15 protein-coding genes are annotated in these 18,449 nt (G+C 48.2%); 10 read left to right on the top strand and 5 right to left on the bottom strand.

What is annotated here, in order from left to right; genetic code table 11:
• The first annotated feature begins 235 nt into the window (after positions 1-235).
• The 5 genes from WBJ53_RS04545 to WBJ53_RS04565 all read left to right on the top strand — a co-directional run bounded on the left by WBJ53_RS04545 (position 236) and on the right by WBJ53_RS04565 (position 8,612).
• A complete protein-coding gene (locus WBJ53_RS04545) occupies positions 236-3,274 on the top strand; it encodes a TonB-dependent receptor (protein ID WP_338874873.1) in 3,039 nt (1,012 codons plus the stop codon).
• 34 nt (positions 3,275-3,308) lie between these two features.
• Positions 3,309-4,685, top strand: a complete 1,377-nt coding sequence (locus WBJ53_RS04550) for a RagB/SusD family nutrient uptake outer membrane protein (RefSeq protein ID WP_338874874.1) — start codon at positions 3,309-3,311, stop codon at positions 4,683-4,685.
• 120 nt (positions 4,686-4,805) lie between these two features.
• Positions 4,806-5,732, top strand: a complete 927-nt coding sequence (locus tag WBJ53_RS04555; protein ID WP_338874875.1) for a Calx-beta domain-containing protein — start codon at positions 4,806-4,808, stop codon at positions 5,730-5,732.
• Positions 5,733-5,752: 20 nt separating this feature from the next.
• Positions 5,753-6,238, top strand: a complete 486-nt coding sequence (locus WBJ53_RS04560; RefSeq protein WP_338874876.1) for a hypothetical protein — start codon at positions 5,753-5,755, stop codon at positions 6,236-6,238.
• 4 nt (positions 6,239-6,242) lie between these two features.
• Entirely contained in the window at positions 6,243-8,612 is a 2,370-nt protein-coding gene (locus tag WBJ53_RS04565; RefSeq protein WP_338874877.1) for a M43 family zinc metalloprotease, read from the top strand.
• 108 nt (positions 8,613-8,720) lie between these two features.
• On the opposite strand, the gene WBJ53_RS04570 is transcribed toward WBJ53_RS04565, so the two are convergent.
• Together WBJ53_RS04570 and WBJ53_RS04575 are read right to left on the bottom strand one after the other, a co-directional pair.
• Positions 8,721-9,065 (bottom strand): hypothetical protein, encoded by a 345-nt coding sequence (locus tag WBJ53_RS04570; RefSeq protein WP_338874878.1) that lies wholly within the window; start codon positions 9,063-9,065, stop codon positions 8,721-8,723.
• Between the two features lie 329 nt (positions 9,066-9,394).
• On the bottom strand, positions 9,395-9,925 hold the full coding sequence (locus WBJ53_RS04575) for a hypothetical protein (protein ID WP_338874879.1): 531 nt from the start codon (positions 9,923-9,925) through the stop codon (positions 9,395-9,397).
• A gap of 151 nt (positions 9,926-10,076) precedes the next feature.
• Here WBJ53_RS04575 and WBJ53_RS04580 point away from each other — a divergent pair, with 151 nt between their 5' ends.
• Positions 10,077-10,469 carry a T9SS type A sorting domain-containing protein gene (locus WBJ53_RS04580; RefSeq protein WP_338874880.1) on the top strand — a complete coding sequence of 131 codons (393 nt, stop codon included), beginning with the start codon at positions 10,077-10,079 and terminating at the stop codon, positions 10,467-10,469.
• A 46-nt stretch (positions 10,470-10,515) separates the two neighbouring features.
• Here the strand turns inward: WBJ53_RS04580 and WBJ53_RS04585 are convergent, their stop codons facing one another.
• The 3 genes from WBJ53_RS04585 to WBJ53_RS04595 form a co-directional block, all read right to left on the bottom strand.
• Complete coding sequence (locus tag WBJ53_RS04585; protein WP_338874881.1) at positions 10,516-11,067, bottom strand: hypothetical protein; 552 nt, start codon at positions 11,065-11,067, stop codon at positions 10,516-10,518.
• Between the two features lie 566 nt (positions 11,068-11,633).
• Positions 11,634-11,822 carry a hypothetical protein gene (locus WBJ53_RS04590; protein ID WP_338874882.1) on the bottom strand — a complete coding sequence of 63 codons (189 nt, stop codon included), beginning with the start codon at positions 11,820-11,822 and terminating at the stop codon, positions 11,634-11,636.
• 291 nt (positions 11,823-12,113) lie between these two features.
• Positions 12,114-12,377 carry a transposase gene (locus WBJ53_RS04595; protein ID WP_338874883.1) on the bottom strand — a complete coding sequence of 88 codons (264 nt, stop codon included), beginning with the start codon at positions 12,375-12,377 and terminating at the stop codon, positions 12,114-12,116.
• Between the two features lie 26 nt (positions 12,378-12,403).
• On the opposite strand from WBJ53_RS04595, the gene WBJ53_RS04600 reads away from it, so the two are divergent.
• The 4 genes from WBJ53_RS04600 to WBJ53_RS04615 all read left to right on the top strand — a co-directional run bounded on the left by WBJ53_RS04600 (position 12,404) and on the right by WBJ53_RS04615 (position 18,425).
• Positions 12,404-12,997 (top strand): IS5 family transposase, encoded by a 594-nt coding sequence (locus WBJ53_RS04600; protein WP_338871321.1) that lies wholly within the window; start codon positions 12,404-12,406, stop codon positions 12,995-12,997.
• Positions 12,951-13,199, top strand: coding sequence for a hypothetical protein (locus tag WBJ53_RS04605; RefSeq protein WP_338871319.1), 249 nt, complete (start codon positions 12,951-12,953; stop codon positions 13,197-13,199). The genes WBJ53_RS04600 and WBJ53_RS04605 overlap by 47 nt, the downstream gene beginning before the upstream one ends.
• Positions 13,200-13,976: 777 nt before the next feature.
• The gene (locus tag WBJ53_RS04610) at positions 13,977-17,033 is read left to right on the top strand and encodes a TonB-dependent receptor (protein WP_338874884.1); all 3,057 of its coding nucleotides are present in this window, start codon (positions 13,977-13,979) and stop codon (positions 17,031-17,033) included.
• An 18-nt stretch (positions 17,034-17,051) separates the two neighbouring features.
• Positions 17,052-18,425, top strand: coding sequence for a RagB/SusD family nutrient uptake outer membrane protein (locus WBJ53_RS04615; protein WP_338874885.1), 1,374 nt, complete (start codon positions 17,052-17,054; stop codon positions 18,423-18,425).
• Positions 18,426-18,449: the final 24 nt, after the last annotated feature.

The raw sequence follows: 18,449 nt of genomic DNA on the forward strand, positions 1-18,449 counted from the left end.
AAGCCGATAATTCTGTGGCTAGTTCACCTATAGATTTATACGACGAGCGTTTTTTTTTCGTTAAAAGCGGTAGCATCCTGCTGGATTTTCAGTACATTGTTTTGCTGTCTGAAGAAGTTTTACCCAGCGTAGCAATGCAATGTGGTTTATTTATACGGAACACAGACCCGTGAAACGCTGCTCTGAAAAAACTAGTAACAACCTTAACTGATTTTGCCTGGATTATAACGTATACATGAGGAACTATTACGGGATTATTATTTGCGGAGTCTTACTGGCTTTGTTGCCAGTTCGGCTATGGGCTCAGGGGCAGCGAATAACGGGTAGGGTCATATCAGTTCAGGATGGCCTCCCAATACCTGGAGTCAATATTCAGATTAAAGGCACAACAACCGGCGTCAGCACCGATGCGAACGGTAACTACAGCCTCACGGTTCCGGGTAGTTCGGCCGTTCTGGTGCTAACCTCTATCGGATTAGTATCGCAGGAAATTACTGTTGGCAACCGAACGGTAATCAATGTGCAGATGCAGGAAGCCATCAATGAATTAACCCAGGTTGTCGTAACGGGTTATAATACTACTCAGCGGAAAGATATTACGGGCTCTATTGCCTCCGTATCGCCCGAAAAATTTAAGAACATTCCCGTCGCCAGTTTCGACCAGGCCCTTCAGGGCCAGGCGGCAGGTGTGCAGGTATCGCAGTCGTCGGGAACACCGGGTGGCGGCCTGACCGTACGCATTCGGGGGAACACGTCGATTTCGGCCAGCAACCGCCCGTTGTTTATTGTCGATGGTGTTCCGGTAGAAGATGGTGCCCTGACTGGCCGCGATTTCGGTGGCCAGCAGGATAATGCCTTTTCGCTCTTCAATGCCAATGACATCGAATCCATCGAAGTGCTTAAAGATGCCTCAGCCAAGGCTATTTACGGATCGCGGGCGGCTAATGGTGTGGTGCTCGTAACGACCAAGCGTGGTAAAGCCAATCAGAAAACAACGTTTACGGCCGATGTGCAGCGCGGCATGACCGACATTGTGCGCCGGCCTGACCTGCTGAATTCGTCCGAGCTACTGGATTTACAACGCGAAGCCGTAACCAATGCCGGTTTAGATCCCGATAAGCTCGGCCTGATCAAAGGCGTTACGGACGGCGTTAATACCAACTGGGTCGATGAGGTGCTTCGGAAAGGAGTCTATCAGCAATATCAGCTATCGACCCAGGGCGGCAACGACAAAACACAGTTCTACCTGAGTGGTAGCTATCGCGATGAGCAGGGCGTTCAGCTCAACAACCAGTTTACACGGTATACCGGCCAGTTTAAGTTCGACCATAAAGCCACGCAGAAGCTCTCGTTCGGAACCAACATGACGCTTTCGCGGGCGTTTAACAAACGGGTGAAAGGCGATAACTTTCTGGATGGTGTTTATTCGGGTGCTATGAAAAGCTTGCCGTATTATTCGCCCTACAACGACCAGGGTAAGCTAACCGTGCCGAACGATCCAGACTATCCGGGTTTCCCGAACTTTAATCCGGTAGGGCAGGCGGTGCTTCCCCGCTTCAACACACTGACGGTTAAACTGCTGGCTGGTTTATATGCCGAGTATGAAATTATTCAGAACCTGCGTTTCCGCTCGAAAGTGAGTATCGATTACAACAACGTAACCGAAGATAATTTCGAACCCTCGACAACGGCCATTGGCGGTTATCTTGCGAGTGTGGGGTATCAGGGCTACGGCGATTTTACAAACACGAGTTTATCGACATTCATTAATACCAACACGCTGAATTATAATTTTCAGATAGCCGAAAAACACCGCTTTACGGCGCTTGGAGGGCTGGAAATTCTACAGCATACACAACGGTCAGGCAATGTGCAGGGCCGATTGTTCCCTAGTAATGATTTTACCTATATCACATCGGCTGGTATTGTCGATCAGGGAACGTCGGATGTTATAAATAACGGCCTGTTCTCAACGTTTGGTGAAGTACATTACGACTACGATGAAAAATACCTGGCAACTATAACAACCCGTTACGACGGTTCGTCGCGGTTTGGGCAGGATCGTCGGTTTGGAATATTTCCATCGGCTTCGCTGGCCTGGCGCATATCGAGCGAAAACTTCATGGAAAAATTTCGTTTCCTAAGCGATCTGAAATTGCGGGCCAGCTTTGGCTACACAGGTAACGAACGAATTGGCGACTATCAGTTTCTGGGTACCTGGTCGTCGGTAACCTACAGTGGTGCAACCGGCGTAGGACCGCAGGCCCTGGCTAACCCACTGCTCCAGTGGGAGCGCACCCGCGAAGCAAACGTAGGGCTCGATGCCTCGTTTCTGAGTGGTCGCTTCAACCTGACGGTCGACGCCTACGATAACCTGACCGATAAATTGCTGTTTGCTCAACCCATTCCGCAGACAACGGGTTTCAGTACCGTGCAGGGTAACATTGGCAAGGTGGGTAACCGGGGTGTTGAACTGACTATATCGACGGTAAACATTGACCGGGCTGTTCGCTGGAGTACCGATTTGAACCTGTCGCATAACGAAAACAAAGTAGTTGAGCTGGCCAGTACCGAGCCGCTGTTCAGAGGCTATACCGGAAATGGCGTGGGCGGCACCAACGTGATCATGCAGGGGCAACCCTTAGGGACTTTCTGGGGCCTTAAGTTTCTGGGCGTTGACCCCGCAACGGGCAATGCGATTTACGACGATAAAAACGGCGATGGCCGCATCACGCCCGACGATGGTCAGGTTATTGGCAACGCCCAGCCAAAGTTATATGGCGGTTTCACGAACCGGGTTTCCTGGAAAGGTATCGATCTGAGTGTGTTCTTCCAGTTCTCGTATGGCAATAGTATCCTGAACTTTTCAAATGCCACGGCGCTCATGAACTCCGGGGCCGATATTCAGAACAACCAGTCGCGGCTGGCGCTGAAACGCTGGCGGAAAGAGGGCGATATTACCAGCGTTCCCAAGTATGAATATCAGAATACCTATAACGATTATCTGAGCAGCCGCTTCCTCGAAGATGGTTCGTATCTGAGATTGAAAAATGTGTCACTGGGCTATAATTTCCCCAAAAAGTGGATCAGCAAGTATAAAGTGGGCAATGCGCGGTTGTATGCATCGGCCACCAACCTGCTAACCTGGACCCGCTACTCAGGGCCTGATCCGGAAGTTAGTACACTCGATGGCTCGACAACAGCGCAGGGGATCGACTTCTTTACGTTCCCGCAGGTAAAAACGGTATTGGTAGGGCTCTCGCTCTCCTTCTGATTTAAAACCGACTTGGTAATTACTGATATTTGATATGACTCGTTTCTTCCGAAATATTCTAGTACTCATCGTTCTGCTCAACCTGGCCTCCTGCAACCAGATTCTTGATAAGGAGCCGGTAGCCCTGCTGGTCGACGATCTGGTGCTGAACGAACCCAACGATGTGCAGCCTGTTCGGATTGGTTTATACAGCGCGCTTCGGAGCATGGCAGCCCCCAACATGATTGCCGGTGATTTTACGGCCGATTACATCCAGCATAATGGAACATTCACCGACGAGCGCGAACTGGCAACCAAGCAGCTTACTGCTACCAATGGTGCCGTCGATCAGTTATGGGCTACCCTTTACGGTACAATTTACGGTGCCAATTTTATCCTTGAAAAACTGCCACAGGTGAGTGGTGTCACGGATGCAACCCGAAAACAGGTGATGGCCGAAGCCCGGTTTATGCGCGGCTGGGCTAATTTTATTGGGGCCTATACCTATGGCGATATTCCGAAAGTGACAACCATCGACCGGGTTGCCAACACGAATATTCCCCGAACGCCCAGGGCCGATATTCTGGCTTCGGTAATTGCTGACTATACGGCGGCTTTGGGTGATTTGCCTTCTGTAGCATCTGGCTCAACCGACATTACGACCAATGCGACTTATTTGAATAAGATCAATTGCCAGGCAGCCATGGCCCGGTATTATCTGTACATGAAAGATTGGGTCAATGCCGAGAAATATGCGACTACGGTAATCTCTTCGGGTGTCTATACTATGGTGACAAACTACGCTGACATAGTGCTGAGAGATTTTACGACCGAGTCGGTTCTGGAAGTTGGCTATAACCTTTCCGACGATCCGGGGACCAGCGCTTATAGCTTAAACAACCTGTACGTAAGCCGTCGGGAGGTTATTCCGTCGAACCAGGTCGTGGCTGCGCTTAACTCTACCGAATCGGGGACGCGCAGTGCAACGATTGGTTTTAGCACCCAAAATCTGAAAGGAAACGACAATGGCTGGACGGTATTGAAGTATGGTACGGCTTCTGAAGACAACAACAACATTGTGCTGATGCGACTGGCCGAGATGTATCTGATTCGGGCCGAAGCGCGGGCGCAGCAGGGAAACCTCACCGGTGCCAATGGGGCCATTGCCGACCTGAACGTACTGCGCACACGTGCGAAAGCTCCGGCGGTGACGGCTACGGCGCAGGCCGACGTTTTGCTGGCTGTTGAGCGGGAGCGTGTCTACGAACTGGCGTTTGAAGGGCAGCGTTGGTACGATCTGGTGCGTACGGGTCGGGCGCAGGCCGTCATGTCGGCTTTCTCGCCCAACTGGAGCAGCCGTCTGGAGCTCTGGCCCATTCCGCAGCGCGAAATTCAGCAGAACAAAAGCCTGACACAAAACCCAGGGTATTAAGTAGGAGTCAGATTAAAAACCCTAAAAGGTTTTCAAAACCCTTTAGGTTTCGTCAAGCAGTTAGATTAAACCTAAAAGGTTTCTTAATAGAATCTAAACGTATTTAGTGAAAGCTATACCATGAGCGATCAGACTTTATATAACCAATTGATTCGGCAGAAAAATGGTCGCGGCCGTCATTGGCTGATTACCTTGCTGACGGTCGTTGTCGTTGGCTGGGGCGCGGGTGCCTGTCAGGAGTACGACGTCGAGCGCACGTTTCAGGGACCGTATTTTGTGCAGTTCACCGATACGTCGGCAACCTATAAGGAAAGCTACAGCAAACCCATTGCCATTGAGGTTCATAACGCCGGACCGCAGTTGAGCCAGCCGATCACCATTAAATATACCGTCAGTGGCACCGCACGCGAAGGAAAAGATTATACCATTGTTGGCACGAAAGGTACCGTAGTTATCCCGGCCAATCAGAGCAAGGGCTCAATTATGGTGAAGTTGATCAACAATGCTAACAACATTCTGGATTCGCAGTCGCTGACGTTTACACTCACCAGTGTTGATCCCAGTACGTTGCAGGTTGGCTTCGGAACGGGCGAAGTCCCAATTGGCAAATCGTTTACGCTCAACCTCAACGACGATTGCCTGTTTGGCGGGTTTTATACGGGAAGTAGTGTTGTCGACAATAAAGCAGTGTCTGTAGCTGATGTAGAAATAACCAGTACAGACTGTAAGCAGTATACGCTCAGCAACTGGAATATTGGGTTGTCTAATTTTGTTGTCGTTGGCAATAGCACGCTGTTTTCGTTCAATGCCGAAAAACCCACGTTAACGTTTACAGACAATGGCGATAATTCATTGACCGTTCCTGCTCAAAGCAATGCTGCTCTTGGATCAAACGGTTCATTGAGTGGAACAGGAGCCTGGAATCCGCGTAATCGACAGATCTCATTGAATCTTCAGGCAACGGTACGAATAGCTATGATTCGTGATACGGTTACCACATACCGGGATACAACGCTCTTCTTCTCACAAACCTATACACCCCAATAACTCCCTGAACGATCTGAATTATGCGACAGTTTATACGCTTACTGCTGATTCCCGGTGTGCTTGGCTGGTTGTTGGGTGGTTGTACTGAAAAAATTGAACCCCATCCAACTACCTATAGTCAATTACTGACCGGTACCGACAAAAAAACCTGGAAGATGGTTTCCATACAGGTATTTGATAATGGGCAAGGCTCCGGCGTAATTCCGGCTCAGAGTGCCGTAGCGTCCTGCATTGCCGATGACTTACTGACTTTTTATGCCGATGCCGAGCATAAGCTGGAAGCGAGCGAAGGAGCCACAAAGTGCAATCCGCAAGACCCCGATATCTACGTCACTGATAACTGGAATCTTGTGAATGCAACCGCAACTCTGGAGTTTTATATTCCAGCAGTAAATGCGAAGGTTCCCTGGACGCTTAAGAACCTCACTGATCGAACCTTTACAGTGGAGTATTATTTCCCTGATATTGACGCGAGTTACCGATTTACATTCAATCCTGTTCAATAGGCGTATGTTTCGATTATTACTTTGCCTGTCGTTCCTGTCTCTTTTGTGCCGACCCTCACAGGCGCAACAGCCCATTGCGGGCCAATGTGCTACCATGGAAATGGACAGTGCGCTCCGTGCCCGAAATCCACAGTTGGGCAAACTCGAAGACTTTGAGCGGGAGTTGCAACTGAAAATGATTGACATTAAAAAGCGGATGGCTTCCAGCCGACAGGCAGCAACGGTCATTACTATTCCGGTGGTTGTTCATGTGGTGCATAATGGCGAGCCGGCCGGTACGGGGCGCAACATCAGTGCCGCACAGGTTCAGGCGCAGTTGGAAACACTCAACGAAGACTATCGCCGAAAGTTGGGAACCCCCGGCTATAACAACAACCCGGTAGGGGCCGATATTGAAATCGAATTCTGCTCGGCGGTGCTCGATCCGCAGGGGAAAGCAATGGCCGAACCGGGTATTCACCGCTATAACGGCAACCGCGCCAACTGGAACACGAGCAACATCGACGGCATTCTGAAACCCAGCACCTACTGGAATCCCGATAAATATTACAACATCTGGGTGGTCGATTTGAACGAAGTTGTGGCCGGTGGCGGTCAGTTGCTGGGCTATGCACAGTTTCCGAGCCAGTCGAATTTGCCGGGTATTCCGACCACTAGTCCGGCCAGCACCGACGGCGTTGTGATCGACTATCGTTCGTTCGGTAATGCCAGCAAAGGCAATTTCCCAACCATGCGGCAGACGTATAATCTGGGTCGTACGCTTACGCACGAAACTGGCCACTGGCTTGGGTTGCGGCACATCTGGGGCGATGCCAACTGTGGCGACGATTTCTGCGCCGACACACCTCCGCAGGCGTCGGCCAGTAGTGGCTGCCCAACGGGTCGGGTAAGCTGCGGAAGCACCAACATGGTGCAGAACTACATGGACTATTCCAACGATGCCTGTATGAATATTTTCACGCTCGATCAGAAAGCGCGGATTCGGGCCGTTATGGAAATCAGTCCACGTCGCAATACGCTGCTGACGTCAAACGTATGCGGTACGCAGGTGGCCACGGTGCCAACGCCCAATTTTCAGGCCAATAGCCGCAAGGTATTGTTAGGCGGAACCGTTCGCTATAACGATTTGTCGGGCGGTTTCCCAACGTCGTGGTCATGGACGTTCGAAGGCGGAACACCCAGTACCTCTACGGAACAGAACCCAGCCGTTACGTATAATCAGCCGGGTACGTTTAAAGTAACGCTTGTCACATCAAATGCCATCGGAACGTCGGATACACTGGTTCGAACTCAATATGTCCAGGTGTTGAATCAGGGACTTTGCGCCGAAATAACCAATTTTAGCGGAACGCCTACAATTATTCCAGAACCGAATGGTACTGGTTATCTAGCGGGGCAGAATAGCAAACACGCGCAGGCTGTATCGGAGTTTTTCGACAATTCGCTGAGTTATGAAAACCTGGCTGGCGCTACACTCAAGTTTGGGGTAGCCAAAGCCGCCAAAGGAGCAGCAACAGAATCGGTTGTGACCGTAACGGTCTGGAACGCTCGTGGTTTTCAGAGCGGGCCCGGTGCTATTCTGGGTCAGAAAGATGTGCCGCTGCGGGTTATCCTCAACGATGTTGCCAACAACCGGCCAACAACCGTAACGTTCGATAAGAACGTACCACTGTTTGGCTTGTCGTATCACGTGGGTATTATGCTGCCCTATGCAACGGGCGATACGGTAGCGCTCATAACCACGAAAAACGGCGAATCGCTTCAGGCGACATCGTGGCGACAAAACCAGCAGGGCGACTGGCTACGGTATGCCGATAGCCTGGGCATAAATGCAGCGCACAACATTTCCCCACGTATTGGTATGAAGCCTTCTGTGCAGGTAGCGACCTCGTCGATCTTCATCGACCCAGGACAAACCGTTACGTTGAATGCGTCGGGAGCCAGCGTTTTCAACTGGACCGGTACAGGTCTTAATACGACCCTGGGCCCACAGGTAGTTGCCAGCCCCACCCAAACAACCTCCTATACAGTGACTGGCTCCGGTGTCGATCTGTGTACGGCGCAGGCCGTGGTGCAGGTGTATGTGCGGGCAGGAACCGTTACGGCCAACGATCCACTGGCTGAGCAGGCTATGGTTATAACGCCTAACCCCAGCGACGGGCAAATGCAGGTTTCCTTTACCAGCCCATTGCGTGGCGCGTTGACGCTGGCAGTACGTAACCTCAACGGTGCTGAGATTGTCCGGCAGGCACATCAGAAAACTGCTGAAACTTTTGAACAGAGTTTAAACCTGCAATCGGTAGCGGGGGGCGTCTACTTCGTAGAAGTTCGTATTGGCGACCAAGTATTCAGAAAGCGGGTCGTGAAGAATTAGAACAAGCAAGTTTCTTTAAACCGCAGATCCCGCAAAGGTCATTCGCAAAGTTCACAGAGAAGTTTTTCCTGGCGAGCTTTGCGAATGACCTTTGCGATTTTAAGTTGCTTATTCTAAAGGTGTTGTAATCTCTTTAAGATAAGCAACAACGTATAATGAATCCTGGGCTTTTAGGTAGGTATTAATGGTTTGAAGCTTGTAACCCGGCCATCCAATAGAAATGGAATAGCGACCTGGCGGCAAAACTTTATGAAAGCGCCCTTGTTTTTCCTTGTCCGAATAAAAGATACTGTCATTAATGTTCAGCACAACTAGCTTTAAGGGCGTTTGAGTTTCACAATCGATGGCTACTCCTGATAAAACAGCCTCATTTCGGCTGTTAGGAAATTTCCGTTTGGTTGTTCTGCATTTAGCATAATTTTTTGTAATTATACAAGGTGTAATATCTTCCATCCTGTTATATAACAGGATGGAAGATATTACAACCGGAACAAGGAGCCCTATTTTCATGAGTTTTTAGATTAAGTCTTGACTATTACAGTTAAACAGAACTTTGACAAAGCCAATACTGGTTACTTAACGTGAAGAATGGCCATTCACCTATTTATCTTTCAGATGATCAGCGTTTTTCTTGTGCGCATGCTAGGGCTTTGCGGATGACCTTTGCAGTCTCTGCGGTCTAAATTGACTAGATAGACTACTCTAATGGGGTTATATTCTCTTAAAAGGAGTAGTTTATTTGTCTTTAAACTATACTAAAATATTTGTAATTGATATGGGGTTTAATTAATTGCCCCATTATGTAATAGGATCGGAGGCAATATGACGCCTTCTGTCATATTAATATTATAATTATAGAACTGAGTGAATTGAAAATTGATGTAGTCTCCTTCATATTTAAACATTTGTGCTCCTGACTGAAGCATTAAAAAAGGTCGCTCGCCAGAGCATTCAGATGCTGGTAAAACCATGACGGGTAATATGCAATTGATATTTGCTTTTTTTAAATTTCTCCAATTTGCTTCAGAAGACTTTATACTTTTTGTTATAGCGTCTTTTAAGGTGTTGGGGAAGCCTACACTGGGGATGATGTTAAGAATTTTGCCTTTGGCTGTAACTGTAAATCGTACTGAATAAAGACCGAAGAAACATAAAGTATCCGTAAGCTTTCCATTGCTTATTTTAATGAATTCTTGATGGATAAACTGAGCTGGGCTTAATGTAGAATTTACGAATTTTAAACTAAGATTATTTTGCGAATAACTCGGGCATATAGCTAAGCTAAATATTATAGCTAAAAAGGTTATTTTCATGGCTTTAATTTTGTATTAAGCCGTCAACCTGTGTGTATACTGACGGCTTATAGATGCGTAAATAAGTTTGTAATATTTTTACTTACTCAGTCTACTGATTAACAGGACCTTGCAAGTGGACGGACATTACGAACTTACTCATGCATCAATAATGCGTTTATATTTTATTGCCAGCCCCACCCAAACAACCTCCTATACAGTGACGGGCTCCGGTGTCGATCTGTGTACGGCGCAGGCGGTGGTGCAGGTGTATGTGCGGGCAGGAACCGTTACAGCCAACGACCCCCTGGCCGAGCAGGTTATGATTATAACACCTAACCCCAGCGACGGGCAAATGCAGGTTTCTTTTACCAGTCCGTTGCGTGGCGCGTTGACGCTGGCAATACGTAACCTCAACGGTGCTGAGATTGTCCGGCAGACCCATCAGAAAAACACCGACACTTTTGAGCAGAGTTTAAACCTGCAATCGGTAGCGGGGGGCGTCTACTTCGTAGAAGTTCGTATTGGCGACCAAGTATTCCGTAAGCGGGTAGTAAAGAATTGAGATTTAGGGGAATTACTTATTATTTCATATAGTGATGAGAATATGATTAATGTACTCTACTACTTTGTATCATTATGGGAGAGAGAATAACTCCTGCTACCATATTCGTATTAAACTTGTTGAAGTCAGTAATGTGAAACTTGGCGTAACTACCTTGATATTTTAGCATTTGTGCGCCAGAAGTGAGTACCTCAAAGGAGCGTTTGTCTTCTGGGCACATTAATGCTGGTAATATAATGATAGGAAGAATGCAATCAATTTCATTTTTCCCATGATTAATCCAGCGACCTTCTGTATTTTTTATTGCTTTGCCTATGTACTCCTTTAATGAAGATGGTAAGCCCACCGAAGGAATAATTTGTGAAATAGTTCCCTTAATGGTGACCGTAAACTTAATCGTACTGAAGTTAAAGACGCAAATAGAATCACTTGGGCCATAAAGCTTTGATGAGTATAGCTCATTTATAACATTAAATAATTCTCGGTGAATAGCTTGAGAAGGACTAAATTTTTTATCTGTAAACTCAAGTTGAGGACTTTGTCCCAATAGTTGTAGTGAAAATAAGGAAATAAATAGAAATAATCCTAACTTTTTCATATGTCTATCAGAGTCTTAAATTAAATCCAGTAGAATTACTTATATTTTGTTGAATAACAATTGAGCACTCAGTCATTTACATTTTATACTTTGGATTCAAGTTTGAAGTGCAATCTTATTCTTAAGAGCAAACTGAGTGGGTGACAATGTCCTTACCCCGTTCGGTGAGCCAGTTTTGACTGGAATTTAAGCCGCCTGTCGGTACTCAACCGGCGTCATGAACTGCAAGGCCTGATGGGGCCGTTCCGTGTTATACTCCACTAACCATGCCTCAACCGTTTGGCGTACCTGTCGGATACTCGTAAATATATGAGCGTCTAAAATCTCCCGGCGAAAGGTCCCATTAAAGCGCTCAATATAAGCGTTCTGAGTAGGTTTGCCCGACGGTCGGCCGCTGCCGTTCAATCCAACACAACTCGATTGTCTGATCTTTACACCAATCTTGCAAACCCTGACTAATAAATTCCGGACCATTATCACTCCCAATCCGCTCGGGTTTACCATATCGTTCCACTAGTTGACCCAACAGTCGGATGACCCGGCGTGAAGGTAACGAGTAATCTACTTCAATACCCAAAGCTTCCCGCCGGGTGGCCGGTGCCATTGTAGTCGTCGACCACATTGAAGGTCCTGAACTTTCGCCCACCCTTTAAGTTATCCGATGTAAAATCCAGCGACCAGCACTGATTACAAGCCGTTTTCGGTAACGGCTTACGGATAGCATCGGGTAGCCGCTTCTTCGTCTTTCGACGCAAGCTTAAGTCTAAACTTTGATACAAACGTCTAACTCGTTTATGATTAACCAACTCTCCTTGCTTGCGTAACCGGCGATAAATCTTCAGTACACCCCACTGCTTATGTCGTCTAGCTAACTGTTCGATCCGGTTTGCCAGTACTTCGTCCTTATTTTTAATGCCTATTGGCTCAGTGATAGCGTTACGGTTGCACGGGCGGCCCCGTCAGACCCACCCAGCGACAGGCTTTACGCTGACTAATCTGTTTATGATCAATCAGCCACCTGACTACCCCTCGACGCTCGGCGGGCCTCACCACTTTTTTGCCAGTGCCTCTTTGATGACTTCGTTTTGCAAACTTAGCTCAGCATACATCTTTTTGAGTCGGTGGTTTTCTTCTTCCAACTCGTTGAGCCGTTTCACTTCTGAGACCTGTATACCGCCATATTTGGCTCGCCAATTGTAAAAGGTGGCCTCACTGATACCATGCTCACGAGTAATTTGAGCGACGGTTTGTCCGCTATTCTGTTGCTTAGAAGTTGTTGGGGAATTGAGAAAGGCTGGTAGTCGAGTCAACTTTGTATCGACCAAGAAACAAATGTATGACTTCTCAGTGGCAACCACTGACCGACTACCAGTGGGCAACAATATCGCCTTTTTTTGATCTTCAGCGCAAGCGTAAACATGATCTTCGACAAATGGTAGATGCGATTTTATGGCTGCTCCGTACAGGATGTCAGTGGCGAAATCTGCCCCCTGACTGGCCCCATTGGCAAGCTGTTTACTATTACTTTGAGCAGTGGAAGGCTAAGGGCACCTTCGAGCAAATGAATGCGGCCTTAAACCAACTGGATCGAGTCAACGCCAATCGAGAAGCCTACCCCTCGGCGTTATGTATTGATTCACAATCGGTTAAGCTATCACCAATGATTGACAGCTACCGCGGTACCGACCCACACAAACGCGTTAATGGGCGCAAACGAACTTTCGTCGTTGATACTCAAGGCCGACTCTGGGTGGCGGATGTAGATGCGGCCAATCAAGCCGATGGCCCACTCGCTAAACAACTTATTGAATCGATACTTTGGCGTGCAGGCGACCGGCTGGAAAAGATTTTTGGCGACCAAGCGTACAATGGAGTGTTTGGGCGTGAGCTGGCTAAGTGGAGTATCGAACGCTCCGGCGTCCCGGTTTGAAAAAGCCTCCCGGCCTGAATCAGCGCGTGGTTTTGTGCCGGTAGCCAAACGCTGGGTGGTGGAGCGCAGCATTGCCTGGACGAATTATTTCCGGCGGATCGCTAAGGATTATGAGCATACAGTATCTTCTTCGGTCAGTTGGCTCTATCTGGCCAATAGTCAGATCATGTTACAACGAATCGAGACGTTTTACCAAATGTAATTCCCCAACGCACTCTTAAGAATCGCCACGATCTGCGATTCGGTAAATCGTGCCTGTTTCATTTCCCCTTTGTTTACCAGTGAAATTTAAATTTTTTACTCTACTTTTCACTGGCTCACTTTCATGGGTTCAAGACAATTAGGCCTTATGCTTTTTTTACAGGCTCATTATTTTTAAATACAGTAAAAGCGCTGGCTAACAACAAAGTAATAAATAGCCATGAAATGGGTATAAGTAGATTTTTTTTTATGAATAGTTGATTTTGATGTGTACTGTAATTATAGTAAAATATTTTAAATGATTACTAATAGAGACATATAAATTTGACTATAGTATTCTTAAGGGTAGTGCCCAATAATTTATAGATTAATCAAGGTGATAATTGAAAAGCAATACTCATTGAGGTGGCAAGTAGTCGGCCGATAGCGGGCCCCTACGTTGTACCGTAAGCTAAAAAAAACGTAGTCAGATTTACGACGTATTTCTTACAGAAACCTGCTCACAAAAGGTATAAGAAGTCGAATTAACATTGGTCCAGCAAGGAAAGGAAAATACTCATAATAGCATATACGGGCCTGTTAAATAGTTGGTTACTAATGATAAAGATACATTTTTGTCTGTTTTGTGTGCTGATGAGGTAATGTGTTAAGTTGAATTATTTGCATATAAAAATTTAAATTATACTACCCCTGGAGAGATATTGCTTTATGTTAATATCCTATATTAGTAAAATATTAATAAGTAGTTTTGTGATTTGACAATTCAAAATATCAACAAATGAGAAATCTTCTACTACTTCTGCTGGTAGTCGGATGTTGTGCAGTAAGCGCCGTTGCTGTTGCTCAACAGGAGCGACGAGTGACCGGCAAAGTCATCTCTGCCGAAGAGGGAACCGTCTTACCTGGGGTTTCTATTGTAGCCAAAGGCACAACGCGTGGTACGCAAACGGATGCCGAAGGAAATTATTCCATCATTCTGCCAGCCAACATCGGCACGTTAGTGTTCAGCTTCGTAGGTGTTACTACGCAGGAAGTTGCTGTTGGCAATCGGTCGGTCGTCGATGTGTCGCTCAGCAGCGATACCCGCTCACTGAACGAAGTCGTTGTGACGGGCTATGGCTCCGAATCGAAGCGAAACCTAACTGGCAATATTGCCAAAGTAGCCTCGAAAGACATCGAAAACATACCCGTCCCAAGCGTAGAGCAGGCTATTCAGGGCAAGGTAGCCGGTGTGCAGATTACATCGCTGAACGGTAAAGTAGGGCAGGGACTGCAAATTCGGGTGCGGGGTTCGTCGTCACTGACGGCCAGCAGTCAACCGCTTTATGTGATCGATGGTATTCCTATGACATCGTCTGACCAGTCGTCGACTACGGCGCCTACCAACCCCATTGCCGATTTGAATCCGAACGATATTGAGTCGCTCGAAATTTTGAAAGATGCGTCGGCTGCGGCTATTTACGGAGCCCGTGCTTCGAACGGGGTTGTGCTGATTACGACCAAAAAGGGGAAGTCGGGCAAAACTGTTTTCGAAGCATCGGCATCGGCCGGAGCCAGCAAGCCAACCCACCTGCGTCAATGGCTTAATACCCAGCAATATGTTGCCCTATTTCAGGAAGCACGGGCCAACTCGGAGGCATTGGAGATTCCGGTCTATTCCCAAACATCGCTTACGAACCGGTTTACACGCTATGCGGCTGGCGATCCGGCTGGCTGGCAGGGCGACAACCCAAAATATAATACCGACTGGCAGCAGGAGGCTTTTCAGAAAGCACCTACGCAGCAGTATGACATTAGCGCACGCGGGGGCGATGCCAAAACCCGTTTCTTCATTTCGGGGCAGTATTTCGACCAGAGCGGGATTATCATCAAAAACCGGTTCCGTCGACTCAGCGGCCGGGTGAATCTGGATCATACGGCAACCGACAAGCTGACGCTGGGCGTAAACTTCAACCTGTCGCACTCGATCAACGACCGCGTTTCGAACGATAATGCTTTTTCGACGCCAATGCAGATTATTGCCTTGCCGCCAATGACGCCCGTTATCGATCCGCGCACTAACCAGTTGAGTGGCGATTATACGCTGTATTACAACCCCTTGCTGAACCGTGATTTTGCTGCTTTGCAGGCTCGGGTGTATCGGATCATCGGAAATGCCTATGCCGATTATAAATTGTTGCCTGGTTTATCGTTCCGAACCGAGTTTGGTACCGATCTGCTTAGCCAGCAGGAAGATGAATACTACGGTCGCGAAACGGCCCGGAATACCGGGGCACCGAATGGTTTAGGCTCCAATACGTTCCGGCAGGTTGCTAACTATACGACTAACAACTACTTCACATTTGGCCGGACAATCCAGGAAAAACACGATATCGATGGAACGTTAGGGATGTCGTATCAGGAGTCGCGAAATAACTTTAGCTCGGTTACGGGGCAGCAGTTTCCGAGCGATGCCTACAAGCAAATTACATCGGCCGGAAAAATTACGGCGGGCGACGGTCAGGAGTCGCGGTTTAGCTTCCTGTCCTATTTTGCGCGGGTAAATTACCGATTCAATAATAAATACCTGGTCGGCGTATCGGGCCGGATCGATGGTTCGTCGCGTTTTGGAACCAACAACAAATATGGCTTCTTCCCGGCGGCCTCGGTGGGCTGGATCGTGACCGAAGAGCCTTTCCTGAAAAATGTGGCAGCGCTGAGCCTGCTGAAACTACGGGCCAGCTATGGCTTGACGGGGAATGCTGAGATTGGGAACTTCAGTTCGCTGGCGTTGTATTCGGCAACGGGCTATGTGGGTGTGCCGGGGCAGGCTCCGTCGCAGATTCCTAACCCCGATCTGACCTGGGAAAAAACCCTGCAAACCGATATTGGGCTGGAGTTTGGTTTCCTGAACAACCGCTTCACCGGCGAAATCGACTATTACCTGAAAAATACGAGTGGTCTGCTGCTGAACGTGAACGTGCCAGGCTCGTCGGGTTTCCGTACCCAGTTGCGCAACGTTGGTAAACTGGAGAATCAGGGCTTTGAGTTCGTGTTCAATTCCAACAACCTGACCGGCCGTTTCAAGTGGACTACGTCGTTCAATCTGGCGTATAACAAAAATAAAATTAAGGATCTGGGTGGCACCACCATTACCGGAAGTTTCCTGAACCGGGCGCAGGAAGGGCAACCACTAGGGGTGTTTGTTGGGCCCGAATATGCGGGTGTTGATCCACAGAATGGTGATGCGCTCTATTACCGCAACACACTCAACAGCGATGGTTCGCGCGATCGTACGACAACGAACAATTATAACGATGCAACTTATGTGCCGCTGGGAAGCCCAACACCTAAATTTATTGGTGGTATTACCAATACCTTCAGCTTTGCAGGCATCGACCTGAGCGTGTTGTTTAATGGCCAGTTTGGAAACTACATCTACAATGGTGGCGGTAAATTCCAGTCGGCCAATGGCGATTTCTTCGATAACCAATCGGTCGATCAGCTGAGACGCTGGCAGAAACCGGGCGATATTACCGACGTACCACAGGCGCGGCTACTCGGCGGTAACGGAACGGGCGAGTCGTCGAGGTATCTGCAAAAAGGCGATTTCGTACGCCTGCGGACTGTGACATTGGGCTATACATTGCCTAAAAGTCTGATCAATCGACTTAAACTGAGCCGCATTCGGCTTTATGCGACGGCTCAGAATCTGTTGACCTTCACGAGCTATACGGGTTGGGACCCAGAGGTTAACTCCGATGCCTATTCGTCGAATCCGGTTAACCTGGGTATCGATTTTTACTCGGCTCCTCAGCCGCGTACCATTATCGGAGGAATACAAATTGGCTTCTAATCGACGACACATACACTCATGACAACGAAAAAAACAATCTTACTGGCGTCGGCTCTGTCGATTGGTCTTTGGCTAACGTCGTGTAACAGTAAACTGGATATTAAGCCGCTCAATTCGGTGGCCACAAGTCAGGCATTAAGTACGGCCGCCGATCTGGATGCGCTGCTGGTCGGTGCCTACGATGGCTTAAGCAATGTCAATCTGTATGGAGGGAACATTATTCGCGACGGCGAATTGTTTGGTAACGTTCCGAACACAGGCGATGTGCTCTGGACCGGAACGTTTGTAGCCCCTCAGCAGGTTTATACGAAAAAAATTCTGGTAAATAACGATGAGGCTGATTTAACCTGGACCAATGCCTACCGGACCATTAACATCTGCAATACGGTGCTGGCCAATCTGGATCTGGCGCTGGCCGACGATCGGGATCGGATTGAAGGCGAAGCCAAGTTTATTCGTGGATCGCTATACTTTGAACTCGTACGCTTTTATGCGAGAACCTGGGGTGATGGCGATGCCAGTTCTAATCCGGGCGTACCGATTGTGACAACACCCACGGCCAATCTGGATGCAAATTCAAACGTGCCTCGTAGTTCGGTGGCCGATGTCTATAATCAGGTACTGAACGATCTGGTCGATGCCGAATCCAAACTTCCCGAATCCAACAGTTTCTTTGCCACGCAGGGAGCTGCCGCGGCACAACTTTCGCGGGTTTATCTGCAAAAGGCCGATTATCCGAGTGCCGCAGCCGCAGCCGACCGGGTCATTGCAAGCGGAGACTATCGGTTAGTTAGTATTGAAAATGTATTTGATACGCGTGAGTTTCAGAACGGTGTCAATACCGACGAAACCATTTTTGCCATTCAGATTACCGATCAGGACGGAACCAACGACCTGAACACGTTCTATGGTTCAACCGACGAAGGTGGCCGGGGCGACATTGAGATCACGCAGAATTTCCTCGACCAGTTTGAGCCAAATGATCAGCGGTCGCAGTTGTTTTATCTCGATGCCGTCGACGCGGTACGAACCATAAAATTCCGGAATCAATATGGTAATATTCAGGTACTCCGGCTGGCCGAAATGTACCTAACTCGGGCTGAGGCCAATTTCCGGGCAGGCACATCGGTAGGCGCTTCTCCGCTGGACGATGTTAACCTCATTCGTGAACGAGCCGGTGCAACGCCATTGACTGCTGGTGAACTAACGCTGGATGCTATTCTGAAAGAACGTCGGCTCGAACTGGCTTTCGAAGGAACGTATATCCATGACCTGAAGCGTACAAAAACTAGTGTTGGAACCTGGGCATATAACGATCCTAAACTGATTTTCCCGATTCCGCTGCGCGAAGTAACAACGAACCCAAAGCTGGTTCAGAACGAAGGCTACTGATTTAGTCGGCCAGACTAACCATCG

Source organism: Spirosoma sp. SC4-14, from assembly GCF_037201965.1.
Classification (GTDB): Bacteria; Bacteroidota; Bacteroidia; order Cytophagales; family Spirosomataceae; genus Spirosoma.